Annotated in this window: 19 protein-coding genes and 1 tRNA gene; 7 read left to right on the forward strand and 13 right to left on the reverse strand. The window is 74.0% G+C overall.

Features of this window, described 5'->3' with window-relative positions:
* Nucleotides 1-371: 371 nt before the first annotated feature.
* Nucleotides 372-1,277, reverse strand: a complete 906-nt coding sequence (locus ACVW07_RS07440; protein WP_456818609.1) for an HNH endonuclease — start codon at nt 1,275-1,277, stop codon at nt 372-374.
* Between the two features lie 53 nt (nt 1,278-1,330).
* Between ACVW07_RS07440 and ACVW07_RS07445 the strand changes: the two genes are divergently transcribed.
* Together ACVW07_RS07445 and ACVW07_RS07450 are read left to right on the forward strand one after the other, a co-directional pair.
* Nucleotides 1,331-2,506 (forward strand): integrase core domain-containing protein, encoded by a 1,176-nt coding sequence (locus ACVW07_RS07445; protein ID WP_456818610.1) that lies wholly within the window; start codon nt 1,331-1,333, stop codon nt 2,504-2,506.
* A 122-nt stretch (nt 2,507-2,628) separates the two neighbouring features.
* Entirely contained in the window at nt 2,629-3,798 is a 1,170-nt protein-coding gene (locus ACVW07_RS07450; RefSeq protein ID WP_456818611.1) for an IS481 family transposase, read from the forward strand.
* Between the two features lie 39 nt (nt 3,799-3,837).
* On the opposite strand, the gene ACVW07_RS07455 is transcribed toward ACVW07_RS07450, so the two are convergent.
* The 5 genes from ACVW07_RS07455 to ACVW07_RS07475 form a co-directional block, all read right to left on the reverse strand.
* Nucleotides 3,838-3,910 (reverse strand) — tRNA-Ala (locus tag ACVW07_RS07455).
* Nucleotides 3,911-4,026: 116 nt separating this feature from the next.
* A complete protein-coding gene (locus tag ACVW07_RS07460) occupies nt 4,027-5,382 on the reverse strand; it encodes a hypothetical protein (RefSeq protein WP_456818612.1) in 1,356 nt (451 codons plus the stop codon).
* Nucleotides 5,383-5,479: 97 nt separating this feature from the next.
* On the reverse strand, nt 5,480-6,088 hold the full coding sequence (locus tag ACVW07_RS07465) for a GNAT family N-acetyltransferase (protein WP_456818613.1): 609 nt from the start codon (nt 6,086-6,088) through the stop codon (nt 5,480-5,482).
* Nucleotides 6,089-6,172: 84 nt separating this feature from the next.
* Nucleotides 6,173-7,408 carry a molybdopterin molybdotransferase MoeA gene (locus tag ACVW07_RS07470; RefSeq protein WP_456818614.1) on the reverse strand — a complete coding sequence of 412 codons (1,236 nt, stop codon included), beginning with the start codon at nt 7,406-7,408 and terminating at the stop codon, nt 6,173-6,175.
* Between the two features lie 92 nt (nt 7,409-7,500).
* Nucleotides 7,501-8,889 carry a UTP--glucose-1-phosphate uridylyltransferase gene (locus ACVW07_RS07475; protein ID WP_456818615.1) on the reverse strand — a complete coding sequence of 463 codons (1,389 nt, stop codon included), beginning with the start codon at nt 8,887-8,889 and terminating at the stop codon, nt 7,501-7,503.
* A gap of 169 nt (nt 8,890-9,058) precedes the next feature.
* Here ACVW07_RS07475 and ACVW07_RS07480 point away from each other — a divergent pair, with 169 nt between their 5' ends.
* On the forward strand, nt 9,059-9,694 hold the full coding sequence (locus ACVW07_RS07480) for a 5-formyltetrahydrofolate cyclo-ligase (protein ID WP_456818616.1): 636 nt from the start codon (nt 9,059-9,061) through the stop codon (nt 9,692-9,694).
* 24 nt (nt 9,695-9,718) lie between these two features.
* Here the strand turns inward: ACVW07_RS07480 and ACVW07_RS07485 are convergent, their stop codons facing one another.
* Entirely contained in the window at nt 9,719-12,358 is a 2,640-nt protein-coding gene (locus ACVW07_RS07485; RefSeq protein ID WP_456818617.1) for a penicillin acylase family protein, read from the reverse strand.
* A 174-nt stretch (nt 12,359-12,532) separates the two neighbouring features.
* On the opposite strand from ACVW07_RS07485, the gene ACVW07_RS07490 reads away from it, so the two are divergent.
* The 3 genes from ACVW07_RS07490 to mscL all read left to right on the forward strand — a co-directional run bounded on the left by ACVW07_RS07490 (nt 12,533) and on the right by mscL (nt 14,516).
* Entirely contained in the window at nt 12,533-12,883 is a 351-nt protein-coding gene (locus ACVW07_RS07490; protein WP_456818618.1) for an FmdB family zinc ribbon protein, read from the forward strand.
* Between the two features lie 287 nt (nt 12,884-13,170).
* On the forward strand, nt 13,171-13,857 hold the full coding sequence (locus ACVW07_RS07495; RefSeq protein WP_456818619.1) for an SAF domain-containing protein: 687 nt from the start codon (nt 13,171-13,173) through the stop codon (nt 13,855-13,857).
* A gap of 128 nt (nt 13,858-13,985) precedes the next feature.
* Nucleotides 13,986-14,516, forward strand: coding sequence for a large conductance mechanosensitive channel protein MscL (gene mscL / locus ACVW07_RS07500; RefSeq protein ID WP_456818620.1), 531 nt, complete (start codon nt 13,986-13,988; stop codon nt 14,514-14,516).
* A gap of 65 nt (nt 14,517-14,581) precedes the next feature.
* On the opposite strand, the gene ACVW07_RS07505 is transcribed toward mscL, so the two are convergent.
* The 6 genes from ACVW07_RS07505 to ACVW07_RS07530 form a co-directional block, all read right to left on the reverse strand.
* The gene (locus tag ACVW07_RS07505; RefSeq protein WP_456818621.1) at nt 14,582-14,866 is read right to left on the reverse strand and encodes a hypothetical protein; all 285 of its coding nucleotides are present in this window, start codon (nt 14,864-14,866) and stop codon (nt 14,582-14,584) included.
* A 284-nt stretch (nt 14,867-15,150) separates the two neighbouring features.
* Nucleotides 15,151-19,704: a hypothetical protein gene (locus tag ACVW07_RS07510; RefSeq protein ID WP_456821049.1), complete on the reverse strand. Its 4,554-nt coding sequence runs from the start codon at nt 19,702-19,704 to the stop codon at nt 15,151-15,153.
* A gap of 859 nt (nt 19,705-20,563) precedes the next feature.
* Complete coding sequence (locus ACVW07_RS07515; protein WP_456818622.1) at nt 20,564-21,229, reverse strand: matrixin family metalloprotease; 666 nt, start codon at nt 21,227-21,229, stop codon at nt 20,564-20,566.
* A 367-nt stretch (nt 21,230-21,596) separates the two neighbouring features.
* Complete coding sequence (locus tag ACVW07_RS07520) at nt 21,597-22,145, reverse strand: HdeD family acid-resistance protein (protein ID WP_456818623.1); 549 nt, start codon at nt 22,143-22,145, stop codon at nt 21,597-21,599.
* 173 nt (nt 22,146-22,318) lie between these two features.
* Nucleotides 22,319-22,510 carry a hypothetical protein gene (locus ACVW07_RS07525; RefSeq protein ID WP_456818624.1) on the reverse strand — a complete coding sequence of 64 codons (192 nt, stop codon included), beginning with the start codon at nt 22,508-22,510 and terminating at the stop codon, nt 22,319-22,321.
* Nucleotides 22,507-22,677: a nuclear transport factor 2 family protein gene (locus tag ACVW07_RS07530; protein ID WP_456818625.1), complete on the reverse strand. Its 171-nt coding sequence runs from the start codon at nt 22,675-22,677 to the stop codon at nt 22,507-22,509. Before ACVW07_RS07530 ends, ACVW07_RS07525 begins: the two co-directional genes overlap by 4 nt.
* A gap of 80 nt (nt 22,678-22,757) precedes the next feature.
* Here ACVW07_RS07530 and ACVW07_RS07535 point away from each other — a divergent pair, with 80 nt between their 5' ends.
* Entirely contained in the window at nt 22,758-23,741 is a 984-nt protein-coding gene (locus ACVW07_RS07535) for an RNA polymerase subunit sigma-70 (RefSeq protein WP_456818626.1), read from the forward strand.
* Nucleotides 23,742-23,753 lie beyond the last annotated feature (12 nt).

Below are 23,753 nucleotides of genomic sequence, written 5' to 3' on the forward strand. Positions count from 1 at the left end.
ACCCAGCAAGTCGATGTGCGCGATGATCCGGCCGCTCTTCGAGATCCTGTACAGCGACACGCGCTGTCCGGGGAGGTCGGGGGGGTCATGGTCCCGAGTTCCTTGAGCACGACTCCGCCGCGCGGTTGCTCGGCCGCGACCCGCTGAACGATCTCGATCACGACACCGATGGCGGCAACGGCGGCTAGCGACGTCGAGATGATCCACGCCGTGAGCCCTTGCCACCACTCCATGGCCGTCAACGTACCGGTGGACACGCCGGAGATCTGCGCATGTGGCCCTGACCTGCGCTGACGCGCAACAGCGCCGAGGCCGAACCGGATCCCTTGACCTGCACAAACGGAGGGGGGGCACCCCTCCCGCGGGTGCCCTCAAGTACCGCTAGCGTTGCCCTTTGGGGTCACAGCGGCGTCCTGGGTTCGGATATTGCGAGCGGCTCTTGCGGACGAGGCGACCAGAGCGGTCATCACCAAGCCCACGAGGAAGGTGCTTGTGACGGCGGCGCCGCGCGCTCCGGCAAGTTCTACGACGCCCGCGATAGCCCACCAACAGGTCACCGCGTACACGATTCTTCCGGCTGAGAACAGGCGCACCCTTTTCGTTTTGGGCGGGCCAGGTTCCTGGGCGATGACGGTGGTGCTCGTCCGCAAGGTCGGCTGTTCAGCGAAGTCGCCAGCCCGACTAGCGTTGCCTCTGGCGGTTGCAGCCGCAGCATCCTGGGCTCGGATAGCGCGAGCTGTCCTTGCGGATGAGGCGACCAGTGCTGTCATCGCCAAGCCCACTAGGAAGGTGACGGCGGCGCCGCTCCCACCGGCAAGTTCTACGACGCCGGCGATAGCCCACCAACAGGCCACGGCGTACACGATTCTTCCGACTGAGAACAGGCGCGTCCTCTTGGCTTTGGGCGGGCCAGGCTGCCGGGATCTCTCGGTGACCGGCCGCCGGGCGCACGGGCAGATCGGTCGACGTGCGTTCAGGAGGATCCGGTTACCCCGCGACGCATTGCAGGTGCGGTGGCTGGGGCGCAGGTTCGCGACGTGATGGCAGCCACCGTAGGACTGAGGCCACACGTGGTCGAGCTGCAGGGCAGCGCCGCCATTGCGGATCGTCAGGTCGATGGGCCCGGCGCAGAGATGACACGTCGGCCCGTAAGTGGCGACCACTTCGTCGGTGAAGTCGTAATAGGCGGGCACTGAGTCGTCCTCCGGGCAGGTATGGGCGACTAGCGTCACCCCGGCGCTCCTAGTCCCATCGGCGGACAGCGGTCCCAGCTGCACCGGCGCGCGGTCGCACCACCCGTGTGGTCGGCATGTCTTCTGCCGTGCGCACCGTGGGGCAGGACGTGCTGGCCTTCGCTGGGCCGAGGCCCAGCGCGCTCATCGTGGCCGACTTCGTCGAAGTGCCGACACCTGGCCTGCTCGTACGTCGATCGGATCCCGAGGGCGTCGGACGCAAGGCGGCCAAGGGCCGCACCTCGCGGCGAGTACCTCCTCTTGCGAACCGCGTTCTTCCGATCGTCCGCGACCTCGCCGACGGCAGGGCCGCCGACGAGCTGCTACTGACCACGGCACAGGGGCGAAGTCGCACCGGTCTCGACGCCGAAGGGCTGCACGTCCCGGCGATCTCCACGATCCGCCGCGTCATCACCACAGCCGGGCTCGTCACCCCCGAGCCCCGCAAACGACCCCGATCCTCACTACGCCGGTTCGCCGCCGAACAACCCAACGAGACCTGGCAGTCCGACTTCAGACACTGGCCCCTGGCCGACGGCACCGACACCGAGATCCTGAACTGGCTCGACGACCACTCCCGCTACCTGCTGTCCTGCACCGCCCACCCCCGCGTGACCGGCACCCTCGTCGTCGACAGCCTCACCACCTGCATCAACACCTACGGCCCACCCGCCTCGACACTCACCGACAACGGGTCGGTCTACACCTCGAGGTTCACCGGCGGCCGCAACGCCTTCGAGTACCTGCTGCACGCCCTGGGCATCCAGCAGAAGAACGGCCACCCGAACCACCCCCAGACCCAAGGCAAGATCGAACGCTTCCACGCCACCCTCAAACGCTGGCTCGCCCAGCAACCACCCGCCCCAGACCTCCCCGCCCTGCAAACCCAGCTCGACACGTTCCGTGAGCTCTACAACACCGCCCAACCGCACCGCGCCCTGGACCACGCCACCCCGCACACCGCCTACCACGCACGCCCCCGAGCCCGAGCCGCAGGCACCACCATCGCCGGGCACTACCGACTGCGGTTCGACCACGTCGGCACCAACGGCAAGATCTCGCTGCGCCGCGCCGGCCGCATGCACCACCTCGCAGTCGGCGCAGCGCACCGCGGCACACCCGTCCTGATCCTCATCGACGAGACCACCACCACCATCATCGCCCGCACCACCGGCGATATCCTGGCCAGCAACACCATCGACCCCACCCGCACCTACTGGCGCAACAACGAACGAGAGCCCGGCCGAGGCCGGGCTCTCCTCTATGAACGATGACGCGGGACATCTATGAACGATGTCCCGCGTCATCACACACGGTGGAGCTGAGGGTGTGCTGTTTCAGGACATAGGCAACGGATGTCTCAGGACATAGGAAACGTCGACCGGGATGCTCGGGCATGTCGCGTGCCCAGTTGGTCATCACCGCTGTCGTGCTCGAGGGCCGTCCGCAGGCCGAGGTCGCCCGGGCCTACGGGGTCTCACCGAGCTGGGTCTCGCGCCTCGTGGCCCGCTACCGCCAGGACGGGGAAGCCGCGTTCGAAGCCCGCTCCCGGCGCCCGCGGACCAGCCCGACCCGCACCCCGGACGCGACCCTCGCGCTGATCGTCCACCTGCGCGCCAAGCTGACCGCCGACGGCCTGGACGCCGGCCCGCACACCATCGCCTGGCACCTGACCCACCAGCACGACCTGACCGTGGCCCCCGCCACGATCTGGCGGCACCTCAAGGCCGCCGGCCTGGTCGAACCGACCCCGTCCAAACGCCCCCGCTCGTCCTACGTCCGCTTCGAGGCCGACCTGCCCAACCAGCTCTGGCAGAGCGACTTCACCCACGTGCGCCTCGCCGACGGCACCGACACCGAGGTCCTGACCTTCCTCGACGACCACTCCCGGCTCGTGCTGGCCTGCACCGCTCACCACCGGGTCGGCGGCCACGACGTCGTGACCACGTTCCGCGCCGCGATCAGCGAGCACGGCGTCCCGGCCGCCGTGCTGTCCGACAACGGGATGGTCTTCACCACCCGCCTGGCCGGCGGCCGCGGCGGACGCAACGCCTTCGAGTCAGAGCTGGCCCGCCTCGGCATCGAGCAACGCAACTCCCGACCCAACCACCCCACCACCTGCGGCAAGGTCGAACGCGTCCAGCAGACCCTCAAGAAGTGGCTCACCGGACGACCCCGAGCCGCCGACCTGAACCAGCTGCAGACCCTGCTCGACACCTGGCGCGAGCACTACAACAACGCCCGTCCACACAGCTCTCTGCACGGACGCACACCCACCGCCGCCTACACCGCCAAAGCCAAGGCGCACCCCGTCGGCGGCGCCGGGACCCACCAGCGCGTCCGCCACGACCGCATCGACGACAACGGCAAGCTCACCTTGCGGATCGCCGGCCGGCTGCACCACATCGGCATCGGACGAACCCACGCCCGAACCCCCGTGATCATGCTCATCGCCGACCTCCAGGTCCGCATCGTGCACGCCATCACCGGCGAGCTCCTGCGCGAGCTCACCATCGACCCCACCCGCGACTACCAGCCCCAGAAACAACAAGACCCCGAACCCTGAGGGTTCGGGGTCTTGCTGATGTCTTGCAACATCACACGGTGGAGCTGAGGGGATTCGAACCCCTGACCTTCTCATTGCGAACGAGACGCGCTACCAACTGCGCCACAGCCCCTCAAGCGGGCTACAGACTAACACCACGCCTGGGCCCATCACGAAATCGGGAGGGTGCCGACGGCACCGCCCACTGCCACCGTCCAGGGCGGCCCGGCCGACGTGACCCGGCCGATGTCACCCGCCCGCTGCACGGCGCTTGGCGAGCACCGCGTTCAGGTCGATGCTGCCTGTCGTCTCGGCGACCGGCTCGGCGACGTCCGCGGTCTGGCTCGGAGCGACCGGCTCTGCCGCGCGCACGGCGGTCGAGCCCTCGAGGTTGTCCAGCGGCGCGGGCTCCCGGTGGGGCGCGGTCGCCTTCATCGTGTACGTCGGGCGGGGTACCGGGACGGGTGACCAGGCGTCGTCGCTCGCAGGGGCCGTCGTGCGCGACGCCGGAGCCTGGTCCGCGGCGACCTCCGGCTCGGGCTCCGGGTCCTGGGCGCGCGCCGCCTGGCGGACCACCGGGACCGGACCCGTCGACGCGTGCCGTGCCGGGGCCTCGGCCTCGCCGTGGTCGGCGACGATGCGGGCGAACACCTCGGTGCTGGCTTCCGAGGGGTGCACCGCGCGGCCGGTCACGATCGCGAGCGGGGCTTCTGTTGCGGCCGTCGTCGCCGACGCCGTCGCGGTCCTGGTGTGCTGCGTCGGTGTCACCCTCGGGGCCTGCGCGTGCGTCGCGGCCGTGGTCGCGGCGGCGCTCGACCGGCCCCTCGTCGACGTCGTCGCGTCCCGCCCGTCGACGCGCGGGGTGGCACCGGTCGTCGCGTCCCCCCGGGCGACGCGCGGGGTGGCACCGGTCGTCGCGCGGACCGGTGTCGAGCCTGTCGCCGGCCCGGTGACCACCCTCGTGGACCCCGTGCGGGGCGCGCCCCCCGTGCGGCGCTCATCGGCCACGCGCGCTTCCCAGGCGACGTCCGCGCGGCGGCCCGCGAGCACGGCCCGGCGGCCCAGCACGACGACCCCGGTCAGCAGCAGCGTCGGGACCACCGCCACGACCCACGTGACGGCCGGGACCAGGCCGATCACGGTCCAGCCGAGAACGGAGGCGACGAGCAGCACCCCCGCGAGGACGCCTCGGCGGCGTGCGGCGGCGGCACGGCGCGCGACGGACGCCGCACGGGCGGCGCGGGCCTGCGCAGCCCGGCGCGCCGCATCGGCGGTGATCCTGCTCTCGGTCGCTGTCGGTCGGTCCACGGTGGCGCCTCCTGTCGCGCTCCCGGCGGTCAGCGCCGGGAGCCCCTTTCCCGGGGTCAGCAGACCTGGCATCCTGCCGGTCGCCGTCCCGTCGGTCGAGTCCGCGGTCCGGGCGTGCGCCCGGAGTCCCCGAGGGTTGCGCCGGCGGGTGACGGCCACCACGCGCAACGCCTCGGAGAACCGGTCGTCCGCCCGGGACTCGAGCAGCTGCTGGCGGTACCGCAGCTTGTGCGGCACCAGGTACAGCACCCACAGGCCCACGAGCGCCAGGGCGACGGGGCCTGCGAGATCGTTCACGTCACGACGGTAGGTGCCGCTGCACGACGAATCCGGGACCGCCGCGGCGTGTCGGCTGGCGCAACCCGCCCGGTCGTCCCCTTCCGCGGGGACTCCGTCAGCCCGCTGCGGCGCCGCGTCGTTCCCGCCACCGCGCGACCAGACCGTGCGGGAGCTCCTCGGCGGTGAGCGCGAACGCCCGGTGGTCGCACCACTGGCCCTGGATGTGCAGGTACCGCTCGCGCACGCCCTCGTCGCGGAACCCCAGCTTCTCGACGACCCGCAACGACGGCCGGTTCTCGGGTCGGATGTTGATCTCCACCCGGTGCAGCCCGAGCGCGCCGAAGCAGTGGTCCGTGGCGAGCGCGACGGCCGTCGGGATGATCCCGTGGCCCGCGACGTGCTCCGAGACCCAGTACCCGACGGTCGCCGAGCGCAGCGACCCGTAGGTGATCGACGCGACGGTGAGCTGCCCGACGAGCTCGTCGCCGAAGTCGACCGCGAAGGGCAGCGCCGCGCCCGCCCGTGCCTGTGCCGACAGCGTCCGGACGAACGCCGCGAACGTCGGGCGCGGCCCGAGCACCGGCACCGGGCTCGTCGCGTCCCACGGCTCCAGCCAGTCGGCGTTGCGGGCCCGCAGCGACAGCCACGCGTCCTGGTCGCGACGTCGCAGCGGACGCAGCCGCACGTCGCCCTCGACGAGGACCGCAGGCCAGCCGTTCACCATCGCCCCTCCAGCCCGACGGCCCGGTCCGGGCCGCGCTCCGGCGCACGACGCGACGCGGTCCTGCGCTGTCCGGTCCGCTCCACCTCAACCCTCCAGGACCAGGCAGTGGACGACCTGCCCGGGGTGCACGGTCAGGTCCTGCTCGCCGACGACGGCGAGCGCGTTGGCCTGGGACAGGTCACGGACGGTGGGGGCGGACGGGTCACCGACCGGTGTCAGGCGGTAGCCGTCGTCGGGCGAGCCGAGCACGGTGGCGGGCACGAACTGACGCAGCCCCGGCGGCGAGACCCAGCCGGTCGTCGCCTCGGCCGCGACGGACGGGCGGAACAGCTCGGTGTGACCGGCCATGGCCCGCAGCGCCGGGCGGACGAACACCTCGAACGACACCTGCGCGGCGACCGGGCTGCCCTGTAGCGCGAAGATCGGCACCGTGCGGTCCCGGCCGAGCTCCGCGCCCACGGTGCCGAAACCGTGCCGCTGACCGGGGGTCATGGCGACCTGGTCGAGCCTGACCGTGCCGAGCGGCGCGAGCACGTCCTTGACGGTGTCGTGCGCGAGCTCGGACAGGCCGCCGGTGACGACGAGCAGGTCGGCGCGGACGAGCTGGTCGTCGAGGGCCTCGCGGAGCGTCGAGCGGTCGTCGGGCAGGATCGCGACCCGGACGGGAGAGGCGCCCGCATCACGGACCGCTGCCTCGAGCGCGTGCCCGTCGACCTCGAACACCGTCGAGTCGTCCGACCCGGCGGACCCCGGCTCCCGCAGCTCGTCGCCCACCGACATCAGCACCACGCGCGGTGTCGGGTGGACGCGCAGCCGACCCCGGCCGAGCGCCGCGGCGAGCGCCAGCTGCCGTGCGCCGAGACGTGTCCCCGCAGCCAGCACCACCTCACCGGCGCGGGCCTCGCTGCCGGCCGGGCGGACGTGCTGGCCCGGCACGGCGGGACGCTGCATGGCGACCCGCGCCGCACCACGGTCCGTCTCCTCCAGCGGCACCACGGCGTCCGCGCCGAGCGGCAGCGGAGCGCCGGACGCGACGCGCACCGCCTGACCGGGGACGAGGCGCAACGGTCGTCCGGAGCCCGGACGCACGTCGTGCGCGACAGGCAAGGAGTGGTCGCCCGCGTAGCCCGCGTTCGCGGTGTCGTGCGCCGCGACCGCGTACCCGTCGCGGGCCGCCAGCGTCAGGGCCGGCACGTCGGCCCGGGCGACGACGTCCGACGCGAGGATGCAGCCGACCGCGTCGGGCAGCACGACGTCGAGCGGGGCGACCGGGCCGACGGCGGCGAGCACCGCGGCCAGGTGGTCCTGGACCGATCTCATGCGCGCATTCTGCCCCGGACGTCGGGGTCCGCGGCACGGGCCACGCACAGGTGTGCGGACGCGGCCCGTGCCGACGGGCCGGACGGGTCGGCTCAGACGATCCCTTCGGACCCCACCTTCGCGCCGTCCGGCACGAGCGACGGTGCACCCGGGTCGTCCAGCACGGCGTCACCGGCCACGACGACACCGGCGCCGAACGTCCAGTCGCCCCGGACCCGCAGCGACGTCGCGTCGACCAGCGACGGGGCCACCGGGACGCGGGCGTCGAACTTCGCGATCGTCTTGTAGTGCTCCTCGTCGAGGTCGACGAACGGTGCCTCGACCTGCGCCGTGAGGCGGCGGTCGTCCTCCAGCCGGTACACGTCGGAGCGCAGCACCAGCAGGTCGTTCGTCGTCTTGACCGGCAGGAACCGGGAGCGGTCCACCTCGAGCACCGCGGCGCCGTCGAACACCTCGATGGCGGCACCCATGGCGGACTCGATCTGCACGACCTTCGGTGAGGTCTTGTCGCTCGGGTCGACCGTCTTCTCGTTGCGGATCAGCGGCAGGTCCAGCACGCCGCCGGTGCGCGCGAGCTCGTCGGCCAGCGCCCGCAGGTCGAGCCACAGGTTGTTGGTGTTGAAGTACTGGTGGCGGTCGATGTCGCTCGCGGCCGCCGCGTCGTCCGGCAGGGTCTGCGCCGACTCGCGCAGCACGATCCGGCCGTCGGAGCCGCGCACCACGAGGTGGCCACCCTTGCGGTCGGCGGGCGTCCGGCGGGCGACCTCCGCCGCGAACGGGGCCCCCGACTGCGCGAACCACCCGGCGATCCGGGCGTCCGGCGCGGCACCGAGGTTGTCGGAGTTCGAGACCGTCGCGTACCGGAAGCCCGCGTCGAGCAGCGCCTGCAGGACGCCCGACGCGTGCAGCGCGGTGTAGAGGTCGCCGTGCCCGGGCGGGCACCACTCGAGGTCGGGGTCGGCCGGCCACTCGACCGGCGTCAGGTCGTCCGCACGCAGCTTCGGCTCACGGTTCTGCACGAAGTCGAGCGGCAGGCCGTCGACCTCGAGGTCCGGGTACCGCGCGAGGGCCGCCAGGGTGTCGTCCCGCGTGCGGAAGCTGTTCATGAGGACGAGGGGCAGCCGGGCACCGGTCGCGGCACGTGCCGCGAGGACCTGGCCGGCGATCACGTCGAGGAACGTGCTGTCGTCGCGGACACGGAGCAGGGACTTCGCCCGGTCCATGCCCATGGAGGTGCCGAGACCGCCGTTGAGCTTGACGACGGCGGTGACGGCGAGGGCGTCGCGGGCGACGTCGTCGGGGACGTCGAGATCGGTCAGGTGCGGGACGTCCGTCAGCGGCGTGACGTCGGTCTCGGGGATCACCCCCGTCTCACCGGACTCCAGGAGTCCGTAGAACCGGGAGAACACGTCGATGGCAGTGGGGTGGACCTCCCCTTCGGTCATCTTGCGCTGGGCCTGTGCGAGTCCGGATGCGCTCATGCGGCGATGCTAGGTCGGTGTCGTCGTGACGCGCAGTGGTGTGCGTCACGCGACTTGTGACCTTTGTCCGTCGTCGCAGGTGACGTTGTCGTGCCTCACCAGAATGTTGCGGAACGTTCACAGACCGTGGCCATGGTGGCCGCCACACACTCTTTGCGACACTGGGCGCATGAGCAGCGTCGCCCAGCCCTATCCGCGCGTCTCCGAGGGGGACGAGGTCGAGGACGTGAAGGAGCGGCTGCGACGGGCGATCCGCGAGGCACGGTCGCAACGGTCCACCCGGCGGCGGGAGGCCGCCGCCCTCGCACTGGCCGACGTCGTGACGTCCATCCCTGCGGTGGCGGGCGCGAGCTGCGTGTCGGTGTACGCCGCCCGACCCAGCGAACCCGGCACGGGTCCCCTGCTGGAGGCGCTCGCGGCGCGCGGCGTCCGGCTGCTGCTCCCCGTGCTGGGCAGCGGTCTGCGTCGGGACTGGGCGGAGTACGCCGGCCCGGACGACCTGCGCGAGCGCGCGCCCGGCCGCCCGCCCGAGCCCGGCACCCCGACGCTCGGCGCCGCAGCCCTCGCCGATGCGGAGGTCATCGTCGCGCCCGCGCTGGCGGTCGACACCTCCGGGGCTCGGCTCGGTCAGGGTGGCGGGTGGTACGACCGGGCCCTGGAGCACGCGCGTGAGGGCGTGCTCGTGGTCGGCGTGGTGTTCCCCGAGGAGGTGTACGACGCGACGACCCGGCCGCTGCCCCGGGAGCGGCACGACCGGCTCATCGACGTCGTCGCGACGCCCGACGGGTGGGAACCGATCGGCTGACCCGGCCGCCGTCCCCGCGCCGGCTCAGGAGGTCGGCGGGGCCAGCGTCAGCCGGTCCGTCGCGTCCGCCCCGGTCGCCGCGGGGGTGAACGGCCACGGGAACGTGCCGCCGTGCGCCCACGCGTCGAACTGGTCGGTGTAGTGCACGCTCGCCGGATGCCCGGAGGCGCCGGTGAGGTTCACCCACGTCGACGAGTCCAGGTCGCCGAGGTCCACGACCATCCGCATCGAGGGTCCCGACGTCACCTCGTACGAGCCGGAGCTCGCGTCCCACGACGTCGCGTCGACGATCGACGAGCCGCCGCCGACCTCGATCGGCGTCGGGTTGACGAGCCGCCGCACGACCCACGGCAGCGAGTCGCCGCCCAGGACCGCGTGCTTCGGCGCCGCGACGTGCAGCTGTCCCCAGCGCCAGTCGGCCGCCTGCCGGCCGAGCTGCTGCGTGAGCTGCCGCCGGGCGGAGACCATCGCACGGCTCAGCACCTGGTCCCGCCCCTCGACGACGCCGGGCGTCGACCGGTCGTCCCACCACGGCGAGGACGGGTCGTCGAGCAGCCGCCGGACCACCTCGAGCCACCGGGAGTTCCCCGTCGGCGCGTGATCCTCGGGCAGGTCGTCCGCGAAGGCCAGCCGCAGCACGGTCGCCCACACCGCAGAGAAGTAGGCGGCGGCCGCGGAGTCGGCCGTCGAGCGCAGGTCCCAGGTGCGCAGGAGCTCCTGCCCGTCGTCGTCGTACGCCGCCGCGGCGGAGCCGTCGTTCGAGCCCAGGTCCCCCGTGCGTGACCGCTCCTGGCCGTCGTCGTCCGACGCGGTGGAGATGTCGAGCCCCAGCAGGGTGGGCACCAGCACCTCCGCGTACGGGTTGCGCTGGTCCATCTGCAGGGAGCTCATGTCCCCGACCGTGAGCTTGTGCCCCGACCCGACGAGCCGCGTCAGCTCGTCGCGGATGCGCTGCGCGCGGTATCCGTAGTCCCAGTCACCCGTGAGGAACGGGCCGACGCCGGCGGGCGTGACCGCCTGGTTCGCCGCGACGAGCACCCCGTCCGCCGGATCGAGCGTGTGGGGCATCGCGGCGGGGTCGACGAAACCCTGCCAGTCGTACGCGCTGTCCCAGCCCGGCCGCGGCCACGACCCGTCGGACGGCACGACGCTGCCCGACACCTGGTTCCTGACCGGGATGCGGCCGGGAGCCTGGTAGCCGATGTGGCCGTCCGTCGTCGCGAACACGATGTTCTGCGCGGGCACGTCGAGCAGGGCGGCGGCCGCCGCGACGTCGGACGCGTCCCGCGCGGTGTTCATCGCGAGCAGCGCGTCCGCCGTGCGGCCCGGCGTCAGGGCGGTCCACGACAGCGCCACCTCGAACTGCGTGGTCCCGCCCGCGGTCGGGGCGCGGGCGACGTCGGCGAGATCGAGGACGTCGGACACGATGGGGCCGTGCACCGTCTCGCGGACGGTGATCCGCACCGGGTCTCCCCCGTTGACCTTGATCGTCTCCTCGTGCTGCCGGACCGGGGCCGTGCCGCGGTCGACCACGGTCCGCCCGCCGTCGACCCGCTCCAGGAAGAAGTCCGTGACGTCCGCACCCAGGTTCGTCAGACCCCACGCCAGGTGCGCGTCGTGCCCGATGACGACGCCGGGCATGCCGGCGTTCGCGAACCCCGCCACGTCGTACGGGCAGTCCGGGGTGACGCGCGCACAGCGCAGCCCCACCTGTGCCCAGATCCCGGGGGCCGAGATGCCGAGGTGCGGGTCGTTCGCGAGGATCGGCTTCCCGGACGCCGTGTGCTCGCCCGACACGGCCCAGGAGTTGGAACCGAGGCCCGCGCCGTCGCCGACGAGGTGCGGCACGGCGTCGAGCGCACGCTGCGCGGACGTCAGCGCCTGCTGCAGGTCGTCGTCCGCGAGGTCGAGGCCCGCGTGCGCCGCCGTCGGCTGTGCGGAGGCTGCCACGTCGCCCGCAGCGAGGATCGGCCGGTTCAGGTCCTGGGGGTACGGCGGGAACAGCTGGTCGACGCGGGCCACGTCCTGGACGGAGGCGTAGGTCACCGCGCGGTCCAGCTCGTCGTCGTAGTTGGCGCGCAGGTCCCAGGCGAGCGCCTTCAGCCACGCCAGGGAGTCGACCGGGTCCCACTTCTCGGGCTGGTGCGTGTCCACCTGCAGCCCGAGCACCGTGTACTCGACGGCGATCTGCGAGAGGTCCCGCCGGCCGAGGTAGGCGTTGACGCCGTCCGCGTACGCCTGCAGCGCGTCGCGCGTGCGCTGGTCGACGAGCCGCCACTCCTGCTCCGCGACCCGCCGCCAGCCGAAGGTGCGGATCACCTTGTCGGCGTCCAGCGCGTCGTCGTTCTCCCCCACCAGCTCCGAGAGCCGGCCAGCCGTCACGTGCCGGCGGTAGTCCATCTCGAAGAACCTGTCCTGGGCGGTCACGTACCCCTGCGCGCGGAACAGGTCCTCCGAGGTGGTCGCCGTGATCGTCGGGACGCCGCGCTCGTCACGCGTGACGGTCACCGTGTCCTCGAGCCCGGGGATCGTGACCTCTCCGGAGACCTCCGGCAGGGGGCGGCGGACGACGACGATCGCCGCGACCGCTGTCGCGACCAGCGCGAGGACCAGCAGGCCGGCGATCCCGACGACGGACAGGCGGACGAGGCGACGACGAGGCACGCTTCGGAGGGTACTGGGCGGACCTGGCGGGCCGTGGCCGGACGTGCGTGGGCCCGCTCACGGAATGTCTCACCCGGTGCACCGGTTAGGATTGGCACTCGGACGATGCGAGTGCCAGGCGCCTCCCCCAGGCTCCGACGGCCCGACCAGCAGGAAGAGTGTCAGGAGACCTCAGTGCCCACCTACGCCTACGCGTGCACGGCGTGCGGCCACGCCTTCGAGATCCAGCAGTCGTTCAGCGACGACTCCCTCTCCGTCTGCCCGGAGTGCGAGGGACGCCTGCGCAAGGTGTTCTCCTCCGTGGGCGTCGTGTTCAAGGGTTCCGGGTTCTACCGGAACGACGCGCGCTCGGGCTCGGGCTCGAAGAAGAGCTCGTCGATCCCGGCCTCGACGTCCGGCGAGTCGTCGTCCTCGTCGAGCACGTCGTCCGAGTCGTCCTCCTCGTCGAGCGCGCCCGTGGCTGCCGCTGCCTCGTCGTCCTCGGGCTCGTCCGGCGCTGCGGCGAAGCCTGCCGCCTCCGCCTGACCCTCCGGTCCGCCGCGAGCCCCGACGTGGTCGGTTGCTCGCCTGCGTGACCGAGCGCCCTGCCGGCGGAGTGCGCGGCGGACGGAGTGGCCGCCGCCCGGCGTGCCGGCCGGCGGAATGCGCGGCGCTGACGGGGTGCCCGCCCGGCGGAGTGCGCGGCGCTGACGGAGCGTCCGGCCGGCGGTCGCCGCACGGTGACGCGTCCACAGCCCGTCGCCACACGGTCCCGCTCCCCGCAGACGAGTCACCCTGCCGGACGGCCGGATCGCGGCCCCTAGCGTCCACGCATGCCCCGTGACCGCCCGTCGCCACCACCCCCGCTGCCCGTCCGACGGGCACCGCTGTCGGTCGCCTGGCGGGCAGCGCTGTGGCGGGGCCGGTTCGCCGCGGTCGCACTCTGCCTCGGTGTCGCGGCGGCGGCGGCGGTCGGCGCGGTGAGCCCGACCCCGCCCGCGACCGTCCCCGTCGTGGTCGCGGCGCACGACGTCGACGCCGGGACCCCGCTGGCCGCGGCCGACGTCGAGGTCCGGCGCCTCCCCACGGCCGTCGCACCGGCCCGGTCGTACCGGCGGCCGTCGGACGTCGTCGGCTCGTCGACCGCCGTGCCGCTCGCGACGGGCCTCCCGGTGGTGGCAGGCGTCCTCGTGCCCGACGACGTGCACGGGCCCACCGGCACGGTCGTCGCCGCCGTCCGGTTCGCCGACCCCGCCGTCGCCGGTCTGCTGCGGCCGGGGCTGCGGGTGGACGTCGTCGCGGCGACACCCGAGGGTGCCGTCGACGGGACGGTCGCCGTCCGGGCGCTCGTGCTCCCCGTGCCGGCCGCCGCGGGTGGCGGCACGGACGGTTCCGGGCTGCTCGGCGGCGCGGGGCAGGCCGAGCCGCCCCCCGTCCTGCTCGCCGTCTCGCCCGACGAGGCGACTGCGCTCGCCGGCGCCGCCGCGTCCGCGCTGCTGTCGCCGGTCGTGGTCCCGTGAGCGGCGTGCGGCGACGTTGCCGGGGCCCGGCAGGGTGCCGGATGATCGGCGCACCGACGATCCGGCCGGTCGGGCGCGCAGCCCCGCGCGCACGGTTCCGACCGCCGGCCGACCAGTGAGGGGACGACGTGACGGACACGATCACCAACGGACTGCGAGGGGCCGGTGAGCGGCTCTCCGGAGTGCCCAAGGTGTTCCAGGGTTTCAAGGACTTCATCTCACGCGGGAACGCCGTGGAGCTGGCGGTCGCGGTGGCGATCGGCGCCGCCTTCACGGCGGTCGTCACGGCCATCAACGCCGGCCTCATCACCCCGCTCATCGCCGCGATCTTCGGCGAGGCGAGCCTGGCGGAGGTCGGGCACTTCACGATCAACGACGCGAACTTCTCCCCTGGGCTGGTCCTCGACGCGCTGATCCGGTTCCTCGTGACCGCCGCGGCGATCTACTTCCTCGTCGTCATCCCCCTCAACTCCCTCGCCGCACGGCGCAAGCGCGGGGAGGAGGCCGAGCCTGCGGCGCCCGCCGAGAACATCCTGCTGCTGCAGGAGATCCGCGATCTGCTGGCCGCGCGGGCGACACCTGCGGTGCTCAACGACGCGACGGACCCGACCCGGCCGAGCGCACCTCCCGCACCGCCGTCGCCGGCGCCGCGTGCCTGATCACCTCGGTCACCCGGCGCCCGGACCGTCGGTGGCGCGTCCACCTCGACGGGGAGGGCCGGCTCTCACCAGTGGGGCGGCTTGTCCTGATGGAGGCGGTCGTCGTTCGTGTCGCCGCCGCCTCCCCACCCGACGTCCGAGTCGTCGGCGCTGCGGACAGCGGTCGCCGGGCTGACCGGATCGGCCGGCGCCCCTGGCAGGACGGCGGCCGGCGGTGACGGATCGTCGGTCGGGAACGCCGGCAACGTCGAGACGAGCGCGGCGTCGTCGGTCCCCACGGTGCCCGATCGGCGCACCGCGCGACGTGGCGACCTGCCGGAGGGGCGGTCGGCACCGGGCTGCGAGCTCATGCGTCGATGATCCCACCCGGGCTGCTTCGTCCGGTCGAGCCCTGCGGTCGCGCATGCCCGCAGGCGCGCCCTCGTCGGCACGCCCTCGTCGCCGCGCCATTGTCGGCACGCCCCCGTCGGGACGCTCTCGTCGGCGCGCCGTTGTCGGGACGCTCTCGTCGGCGCGCCGTTGTCAGGACGCTCTCGTCCGCGCGCCGTTGTCGGGACGCCCTCGTCGGCGCGCCGTTCTAGGCACGCCGTTCTAGGCACGCCGTTCTAGGCACGCCGGGACGTGCCGCGCACGGTCAGCGCAGGGCGCGCGTGATCGCCGAGCGGACCGCCGTGTCGACGCGGTAGGAGCGGCGGGTGATGCCCAGCTCCTTGCGGAGCGCCGCCCCGAGCTGGTCGCGCGTGCGCTCCTCGCCGTCCGAGATCAGCCACGCGACCAGCTCGTCGAGCTGGTCGTCGCTGTAGGCACCGATCGGCAGCCCGCTGCGGACGTCGGGGCGAGGACGGGTCGGGACCGCGAGCGAGAGCTGCACGGCATGCAGCGGCGCAGGTGGGTCCTGCTCCACGGCCGCGCCGGCGGGCTGGTGGTCGTTGGCGCGTCCGGTGGCGTCGGAGCTCTCGTCGGCGTCGGCCCGTTCGGCCGAACCGGTCTCCGCACGGCTGCCGACGGTCGTGAGCGCGCCGGAGCCGCCATGGTCGTCGGTCTGCTCGGACGACGGGGATGACGCCGCCGTCGACGCACCGTCCGCCGGTGTGCCCGACGCAGGCCGAGCCGGTGCGCCCGACTCAGGCCGAGCGGGCGCACCCTCGGGCCCTGTCGCAGCCCCCTCGGGCCCTGTCGCAGCCCCCTCGGGCCCTGTCGCAGCCCCGTCGGGCTCCGTCGGCACGCGCTCGGGCCCGTTGGACGCGACCGCAGGTGCGGCGGGCACGACCGTGCGGCCCGCACCGGTCGCGGCGGGCAGCACCTCGTGCTCGTCCGAGTCGACGACCGCGTCCGGGACCCCCAGCACCAGCGGCGCGGTCCGGGGGGCGACAGGAGCGGGGACGCGGGCGTGCACGGCACGCCGGATGCGGTCGACCTCCGCCTGCGGGTCGAGGAACGCCGCCGCCGACCAGACGCGGACCACCGACCATCCCAGCCTTTCCAGCCGGTCGGCCATGAGCCGCTCACGGACCCGGATGGACGGCTCGGCGACGTAGGCCTCGTCGTCGGTCAGGACCGCGACGAGCAGCTCCCCGGGGGCGTCGGGGTGACCGACGACCATCGGGATGCGCGTGCCGCCCGGGATGCCGTGGTCGACCTCGACGACCAGTCCGTGGCGCCAGAGGCGCTCGGCGAGGTCGAGGAGCAGACGATCGGGCTCGTCGACCGGTACCGCGGCGGCCGGCGCAGGGGCAGCAACGACGGGGGTCACGCCGGTGGCCACACGCACGACAGGGCTCGCGCCCGTGCGCCGGCCGACCACGGGGACGACCCCGGTCGAGACGCGCAGCGGTGCACCCTCGGACGCCGGTGACGCGACCGTGCGGACGGTGAGCGGGACGGCGTCCGCCACAGGCCGGGCACGGTCGTCGGTCCCGGGCCCGGCGTGCTCGGGCTCGGCGTCGGCCGCCACAGCGACCAGGTCCTCGCCGCTCTCCCCGGCACCGCGCCGGCCGGCGAAGTCGAGCAGGTCGCGCAGCAGGCGTGGTCCGGCGCCGCGCATGCGCTCGGGGTCGAGATCGTCGGCCCCGAAGCACGCGACGACGACGAGCCGGTGCCGGCTGGCCCCCAGGGTGTCGAGCAGCAGGGCGTCGCCGCCCGGCTCGTTGATCGGCCCGAAGGTGTGCAGCACACGGCGGTGCGGGGTGCGGCCGAAGCCGAGCGACAGGATGATCGCCTCGCGCCGCAGCCCGGAGACGCCGGCGAGGTCCGTGACGGCGAACGGCTCGGAGCGGCCGGAGTCGAAGAACGCGGCGACGGCCGGGTTGCCGCGGACCTCCGACAGCACGGCCTCCCGAACCGCCTCGGCGTGCGCCGGCGACGGGGTGACGACAGCGAGCGACTCCTCGGGACGCAGGACGGCGTGGTTGAGCACGAGCTCGACGACGTGCTCGACCTCGGCACGGGTCGACGCGACCGTGCCCGAGGCGTCGGGCATCCCGGTGCCGTCGACGACGTCGAGCCGGACGAGCGGCGTGTTCTGCGGCAGGGGTGTCGGGACGAGCACCCCGGCGTAGCCGTGGGCGGCCAGGAACGCCGTGAGGTACGGGTCACGCCGGGACGCCCCCGCCCGCAGGGCGACCGTCGGCAGCACCTCGGCGAGGTCCCGGATCGCGGTGCCGGAGGCGCAACGGGCGTCGCCGACCACGACGACCTGCCGGCCGCGGGCGATGGCGGCGAGTGCCATCTCGACGGACAGCTGCCCGGCGGAGTCGAGGACCACCAGGTCGACCGTGCGCGTCGCGGGCAGCACCTGCGGCACCAGCATCGGGCTGGCGGCGACCACGGGCCGCAGGCGGCGGGCGACGTCGGGGTGCCGGGCGAACGTGTCCCGCAGCGACGTCAGCCGCTCCTCGACGAGCTCGGCGAACAGCGACTCGGCCTGCTCGCGGTGCTCGCGCAGCGTCGCGGACACGTGGCCGACGACCGCGGCGCGCACCGGTCCGGACAGGGACGCGACGTGCTGGCGGTCCAGGGCGGCGTACTGGGCCGACAGGTCCCCGAGGGCGGTGCCGTCGTATCCCGTGAGTGACGGGTCGGCGGTGAGGATCTGCTCGATGACGGTGCTCCACCAGGCCAGGTCGAGCTCGGCCGGGGTGAGGGCGGCGTCGACGCGGCGGTTCGCGAGGTCGTCGACGAGCGGTCCGAGGCCTGCGCCACGCAGCCGGTGCAACAGGCCGGTGCGCAGGGGCAGCGTGTCGAGGGCACTGGTGTCGGCGCGGAGCCGGGTCAGCCGCTCGGTGAGGACGGCGAACGGCAGTTGGGCGAGGCCGGCGCCGGCGGGGGTGCCCGCGAGGATCTCCTCGAGGGACTCGACGTCGACCACGAGGGCGCGGTGCTCCTCCTCGATCTGCTCGAGCGCGTCGGGCAGCCGGGGCCAGCCACCGGCGGGACAGTGGGCCTGCCACACCTCGCGCTGGGCCTGCACCTCCAGCAGCGCCGTGTGCAGGTCGGCGACGGGCCGGCCGGGACGCACCATGTCCTTGGCCTGCTTGCGGAGGCGCCGACGCAGCCAGTAGCCCATCGCGACGCCGCGGTCCTCGCGCCACTGCGGGGTGGCGGTCGCGGCGACCAGGTCCGCGGCGGTGCGCTCGAACACGATGGGCAGGAAGTCGTCGAGCGCAGCGCGCACCCCGTCGAGCATGCGCAGCTGCTCGGTCCACTGCGCGAGCGACGTCGCCTGCGTCAGACCCGTCTCAGCGGCGACCTGAGTGGTGCGTTCCACGAGCGCAGGCAGGGAGCTGTCGAGCAGGCGGTCGAGCCGGTGCACGACCACGGCCGCGTCCGCGGGGGTGCGCAGGTCGGCGCCGTACCACGGGGTGTCCGACGGCCGGACCTTGAACGCGCCGAGCTCGCCGGCGCGGACCAGATCGGCGGCCAGCTCCGCGCGTCGCTCCTCGACGAGCACGCGCGCGACGTCCGGGCTGAGCCGGACGGTCGTCTTCGGTGCGGGACGCGTCGACGTCAGCCGCGCGAGCTGCTGCAGGGCGTCGTAGGCGGACACCCGCCACGGCTCGCGCGGGACGTGCAGGGAGTCGACGTACCCGCGCAGCCGCTCCCGGTGGCCGACGAGCCGGGCGCGGAGCGTGTGCACCGCGTCGACGTCGACCTCCGGAGCCTCGAGGGTCATGGCGCCCAGCAGCCGACGCGCGGCGGCGCTGCGCCAGCCCGCGTCGGGCGCGACGTCGAGCACCAGGTCGCTCAGGCCCAGCGCGTCGAGCCGGTGGCACAGGGCGGCGGCGGCGCGGCGGTGACCGGGCACGTAGAGCACCGTGCGGCCGGAGGCCGCGGCGTCGGCGACGACGGCAGCCAGCGTGCCCGTCACGTCGGAGCCCGCCGGGGCGTCGACGAACAGGTGTGTGCCGGTGGAGATCACGTCCAGGACGTGCTGCTGGGCGGGGTCGAGGTCGCCCACCCCCCGCTCCACGCCGGGGTCCCGGTCGCCGGTCACGGGCGGTGGGAGTCTGCGGCGCAGCGCGTCACGCTGCTCCTCGACCCCGGCGAGGGCGGCGACGAGCTCATGGTGGCCGAGGGTCCCCGTGAGGTTGTCGAGGTCGTCGACGAGCACCTGGCCGGGGTGCACGAACGTCCCCACGACCACGCGCTCGGTGAGCGTGAAGTCCTCCAGGACCGCCTCGCCGAGCGACGCGAGCCGCTGCAGGGCGCCGCGCGGGTCGAAGCCCGCCCCGGTGAACGCTCCCCGGGCGACGGCGGCGGGGTCGAGGAGCGCGCCCTTGCTCCGCAGGGCGCGGGCGAGCACGGGGTTGACCTCGAGCGACGGCTCGAGGGCGAGCTCGTAGTCCGCCTCCCCGGTGCCGCGGGCCCGCAGCGTGACGGGTCGCAGCAGGACGGGCGCGCGCACGGTCCGGGGGGCGGGCCGTCCGGTGCCCGCCTCGTCGGGGCGGCGGGCCTGCCGGGTCACCGAGGCGAGGGCTGCCATGTCGTCCGCGGCGACGAACGGCGTGGTGCGTTCGGTCCACGTGGCCACACCGATCGCCAGCGACGTCGGCGCGATGCCGTACCGGTGGGCGTAGACGCCGGCGCGGGCACCGACCGCCCGGGCACGGCGCCGTGCCGTCGACAGCGCGGACCCCTCCCGCACCAGGTTGGACAGGCGGGTGGCCCGGCCGGCGAACAGCTGAGCCATGCCGGACGGGTGCGCGGCGGTGAGGTCGAGCGCCGCCTCCCCGAGGAGCTCGACGTCGACGAGGGTCGAGCCACCCGCGGCCTCGACGAGCGCGGCACGCCACGCGGCGATCGCCCCCTCGAGGACCTCCGAGGACGACGGTGGCGCGACGAGCGCGACCACCCGCTCGTCGTCGGTCGGGTCGGTCGTGGGGGTCGTCTCGGTCGCGGGAGCCAGGTCGGGTCCCGTGCCGGAGGCGCGCGCGGGGACGATCACCCTGCGAACGGTAACCGGCCCATAGGAGCGCGCCGGCGTGGCGCGCCGGGTTGCACGACTTCTCCCACGGCACCGGACCGACCAGAGCGGCCGACCGTGGTGATCGCTGTGGGAACAGGCGTGGGAACGGACGATCACGCGCCTCCGCCGGCGGCGCGGTGGTCGCTCGGTACGACGTCCCGGGCCCCGGGCGTCCCTGGAAACGCAAGAGCGGGACGGATCTCGAGGATCCGTCCCGCTCTCGGAAGTAGAAACGGTGCGCACCGCGCAGGGGGCAGGCGATGCGCACCGTCGAGTACGAGTGTGGGGCACGGGACGGCTTCTGGTCAAACGTCCAAGCCAAGCGTCCAGGGTGATTCACACGAACGGGCGCGGCCCGCCGTGCGGACACGGGCAGACCGCCGCCGGGATGTCCGGCATGCCCGTGTACGCAGGCACGACGGGCCCGGACCGCGGACCGGCCTCCCGCCGCTCGATCGCCGGTCAGAGGCAGCCGGCAACCGCTCGCTCGGCCGTCACAGGCAGCCGGCAACTGCCCGCTCGCCCGTCACAGGCAACCGCCCGCTCGCCCGTCACAGGCAGCCGGCAACCGCCCGCCCACCGGTCAGAGGCAGCCGGCAGCCGCGCCCACGCGGCGGAGGCCCGCCACGTCACCCGCCTGGTACCGGGGGACGGACTGGTCTCCCAGGCCGGTCGCCATGACCTGCCTCGGGTCGTCGACGTGGGTCAGGCCGACGGTGTGGCCGAGCTCGTGCAGCAGTGCCCCACCCACCGACCGCCCTCGCGTGAACCCGGGCGTCAGCGGGTCCTCGACGTCCAGCACCAGGTGCGCGTGCCAGATCCGCGAGGCCGCCCTGGTCGTGGTCCACATGGCGCCGCCCTGTCCCGCGACGTCACCGGCGAGCGCGGGCACCGTCGCCGCGTCGGTCCACGCGATCACCAGGTCGGCGTCGGGCTGGCGCAGCCCGGTGCCCGCGTAGGGCATGAACGTCGTCTCCCCGACCAGCTCGAAGTGCAGACCCGAGGCCACCTCGAGCCGCGTGAGCGCGGCGGTGACGAGCGTCTCCGCGTCGCGCGGTGCCCGCGGGTCGGCGTGGTTCACCCGGACCCGGATCGTCGCGCAGGGGTTCCACCGGGCGACGTGCCCGTGCTCGTCGACGTGGAGCAGCGCGTACGGGGCGGCAGTCGTGCTCGGCGTGGGCGGGTCCGGCTCGTCGGGCGGCAGAGCGGTACCCAGGCTCCCGGCGACCGCCAGGACGGCTCCGAGCATGGCGCCCACGACCGGGCGCCGCGCGCGCGAGCGAGCGCGCGGCGGTCTCCAGAGCTCGCGCACGTGCCACCCCTCGCCGTCGTAGACGGGAGGGATCGGCTACGCGCCGGTCGCACTTGATCGGCCGGACGGGTGGGTCGGGACGCGCGGACCGGGACAGGTAGGGCGGAAACGGCGCGGCGGGGGACGGCGCCCAGCGCCGGGTGTCGGCCCTGCGCCGGGTGTCGGCCCTGCGCCGGGTGTCGGCCTTGCGCCGGGTGTGAGCCCCGCGCCGGGTGTGAGCCCCGCGCCGGGTGTGAGCCCCGCGCCGGGTGTGAGCCCCGCGAGGGTGTCAGCCGTGCGCCGGGTGTCGGCCCTGTGCCGGGTGTCAGGCCTTCGCGGTCGCCGCGGTCCGGATCCGCAACCGGCCGAGGGTGGCGAGCATCAGCCCGTCGAGCAGGATCTGCACCCCCAGTAGGATCCCGAGCAGCGACAACGTGGCGGCCTGCGGGTCGACGAGGACCCAGATCCCGAGGCCGACCGAGATCAGCCCACCGATGGCGAGCAGCACCCTGTGCTGGTCGGCCTGGAACGCCATGACGAGCCGGACCAGGCCGCCGGTGAGGAACAGCGCGCCGGCGAGGAGGGTCAGCGTGAGGGCGCCGATGGTGGGGTTGCGCAGCATGAAGAGGCCGATCACGAACAGGATGGCCCCGCCGACGGCCGCCCAGATGGCCCCGCCGGAGCGGATCCGCAGCAGGGCACCGACGAGCAGCAACGTGCCCGCGATGAGCGTGGTCCACGCGATGAACCACACGGAGAGCTTCGTCGCGAAGGCGACGTCCCCGAGCAGCAGGATCCCGACGACCATCAGCACGAGGCCGAACACGACGTCCCAGCCTGTGTGTCGCCTCTCGATGACCATGGTGGAGGTCATGACACCCACATCCCCTCGGGCAGCGCGCCCAGGTCCGGCGGTGCACGGTGCGCTGCGGCCCCAGGTCAGGAACCTGTCGGCGCCCGTCAGTCGCGACCCTAGCGTCGCGGCGGGCGCACGGTCGGCGGCACGACGTGGACCTGCGCAGATCGTGCGGGAACGGACAGTGCGGGTCACCCGGCGGCCCGAGCCTCGACGAACGGGAGCCGGTCGAACACGATCGTCATGCGCGTGATCCGCCCGTCCACCACGTGCACCCGCTCCGCCCCCGGTGCGTGCGCCACGAGTGTCGAGCCGGTGTCGTAGAGCAGGACGGCCGTCTCGTCGTCCCCGAACGCGGCGAGCACCTCGGTGCGGGTGGTCATCGCCGCGAACGGGCCCATGAACGCGCGGAACGGTCGCGCCCCACGAGGGTGCCGGCGGGGGCGTCGCACACGACGTCGGGGGCGACGAGCGCCATCGCGGCGTCGACGTCGTGGCTGCTCCAGGCACGGTGGTAGGCGAGGGCGGTCTGCAGCGCGGGACTGGTCATGGTTCCTCCTGGGGTCGGTCCGACCCCCGTACCGACACCGGTGGTGCGCGTGTCGGAACGATCTCGTACGGTCCGTGGGCATGACGACGTCGAACGCCGAGCTCGACGCCGCCCGTGCGGGCGACGACGACGCGTTCACCGCGCTCGTCGGACCGCACCTGCGCGAGCTGCACGTGCACTGCTACCGGATGCTCGGGTCGCTCGACGACGCCGACGACGCCCTCCAGGACGTCCTCGTGGCCGCCTGGCGCGGGCTGCCGGAGTTCGCCGGACGGGCGTCGTTGCGGACGTGGCTGTACTCGATCGCGACCCACCGGTGCCTCAACGTGCTGCGCACCGGTCGCCGCCGGCCCCGCGAGGTGGTCCTGCCGTTCGACGCACCGCCGCCCGACCGGGTCGCCGACGTCCCGTGGCTGCAGCCCTACCCGGACGTCTGGCTGCCCACCGAGCCGCTCGCGCAGGGGCCTGCCGCCCGGTACGACGCGACCGAGTCGATCGCCCTGGCCTTCGTCGCGGCGCTGCAGCGGCTGCCGCGGCGGCAGGTGGCCGCCGTCGTGCTGGGCGACGTGCTCGGGTACCCGGGGTCGGAGATCGCGACGATGCTCGGCACGACGCCCACGGTCGTCAAAGGGCTGCTGCAGCGCGGTCGCGCCACGCTCGCCCGGCACGACGCACCGCGCGTCGAGCCCGACGTCGACCCGCTCGTGGCGCACCGCTTCGCCCGTGCGCTCGAGTCGGGGGACGTCGACGGGGTCGTCGCCCTGCTGGCCGACGACGGGTGGCTCGCCATGCCGCCGCTGCCGCACGTGTACCGAGGGCGGGAGTCCGTCGGAGACTTCCTGCGGGCCGCCGCCGGGTGGCGCACGGGCCGCCGGCTCATGCTCACCGAGGTGCGGGCGAACGGTCAGATCGCGTTCGTGGGGTCCACGACCGGACCCGACGGCGACGGGCTGCCTGCCGGGGTGTACGTCCTGACGAGCGGGTCCGGGCTGCTCCGGTCAGCGACGCGGTTCCTCGACGACGGCCTGCTGCCCCGCTTCGACGGGTCCTGCCCGCGGCGGTGATCCCACGGCCGC

The organism is Cellulomonas sp. URHB0016 (genome assembly GCF_054057935.1).

Bases quoted from the DNA above. Each gene is read 5' to 3' on its own strand.
- ACVW07_RS07450 (WP_456818611.1), top strand. From the start codon at position 2,629: ATGTCGCGTGCCCAGTTGGTCATCACCGCTGTCGTGCTCGAGGGCCGT.
- ACVW07_RS07465 (WP_456818613.1), bottom strand. From the start codon at position 6,088: ATGGTGAACGGCTGGCCTGCGGTCCTCGTCGAGGGCGACGTGCGGCTG.
- ACVW07_RS07470 (WP_456818614.1), bottom strand. From the start codon at position 7,408: ATGAGATCGGTCCAGGACCACCTGGCCGCGGTGCTCGCCGCCGTCGGC.
- ACVW07_RS07475 (WP_456818615.1), bottom strand. From the start codon at position 8,889: ATGAGCGCATCCGGACTCGCACAGGCCCAGCGCAAGATGACCGAAGGG.
- ACVW07_RS07480 (WP_456818616.1), top strand. From the start codon at position 9,059: ATGAGCAGCGTCGCCCAGCCCTATCCGCGCGTCTCCGAGGGGGACGAG.
- ACVW07_RS07495 (WP_456818619.1), top strand. From the start codon at position 13,171: ATGCCCCGTGACCGCCCGTCGCCACCACCCCCGCTGCCCGTCCGACGG.
- ACVW07_RS07505 (WP_456818621.1), bottom strand. From the start codon at position 14,866: ATGAGCTCGCAGCCCGGTGCCGACCGCCCCTCCGGCAGGTCGCCACGT.
- ACVW07_RS07510 (WP_456821049.1), bottom strand. From the start codon at position 19,704: ATGGCTCAGCTGTTCGCCGGCCGGGCCACCCGCCTGTCCAACCTGGTG.
- ACVW07_RS07515 (WP_456818622.1), bottom strand. From the start codon at position 21,229: ATGCTCGGAGCCGTCCTGGCGGTCGCCGGGAGCCTGGGTACCGCTCTG.
- ACVW07_RS07520 (WP_456818623.1), bottom strand. From the start codon at position 22,145: ATGACCTCCACCATGGTCATCGAGAGGCGACACACAGGCTGGGACGTC.
- ACVW07_RS07525 (WP_456818624.1), bottom strand. From the start codon at position 22,510: ATGACCACCCGCACCGAGGTGCTCGCCGCGTTCGGGGACGACGAGACG.
- ACVW07_RS07530 (WP_456818625.1), bottom strand. From the start codon at position 22,677: ATGACCAGTCCCGCGCTGCAGACCGCCCTCGCCTACCACCGTGCCTGG.
- ACVW07_RS07535 (WP_456818626.1), top strand. From the start codon at position 22,758: ATGACGACGTCGAACGCCGAGCTCGACGCCGCCCGTGCGGGCGACGAC.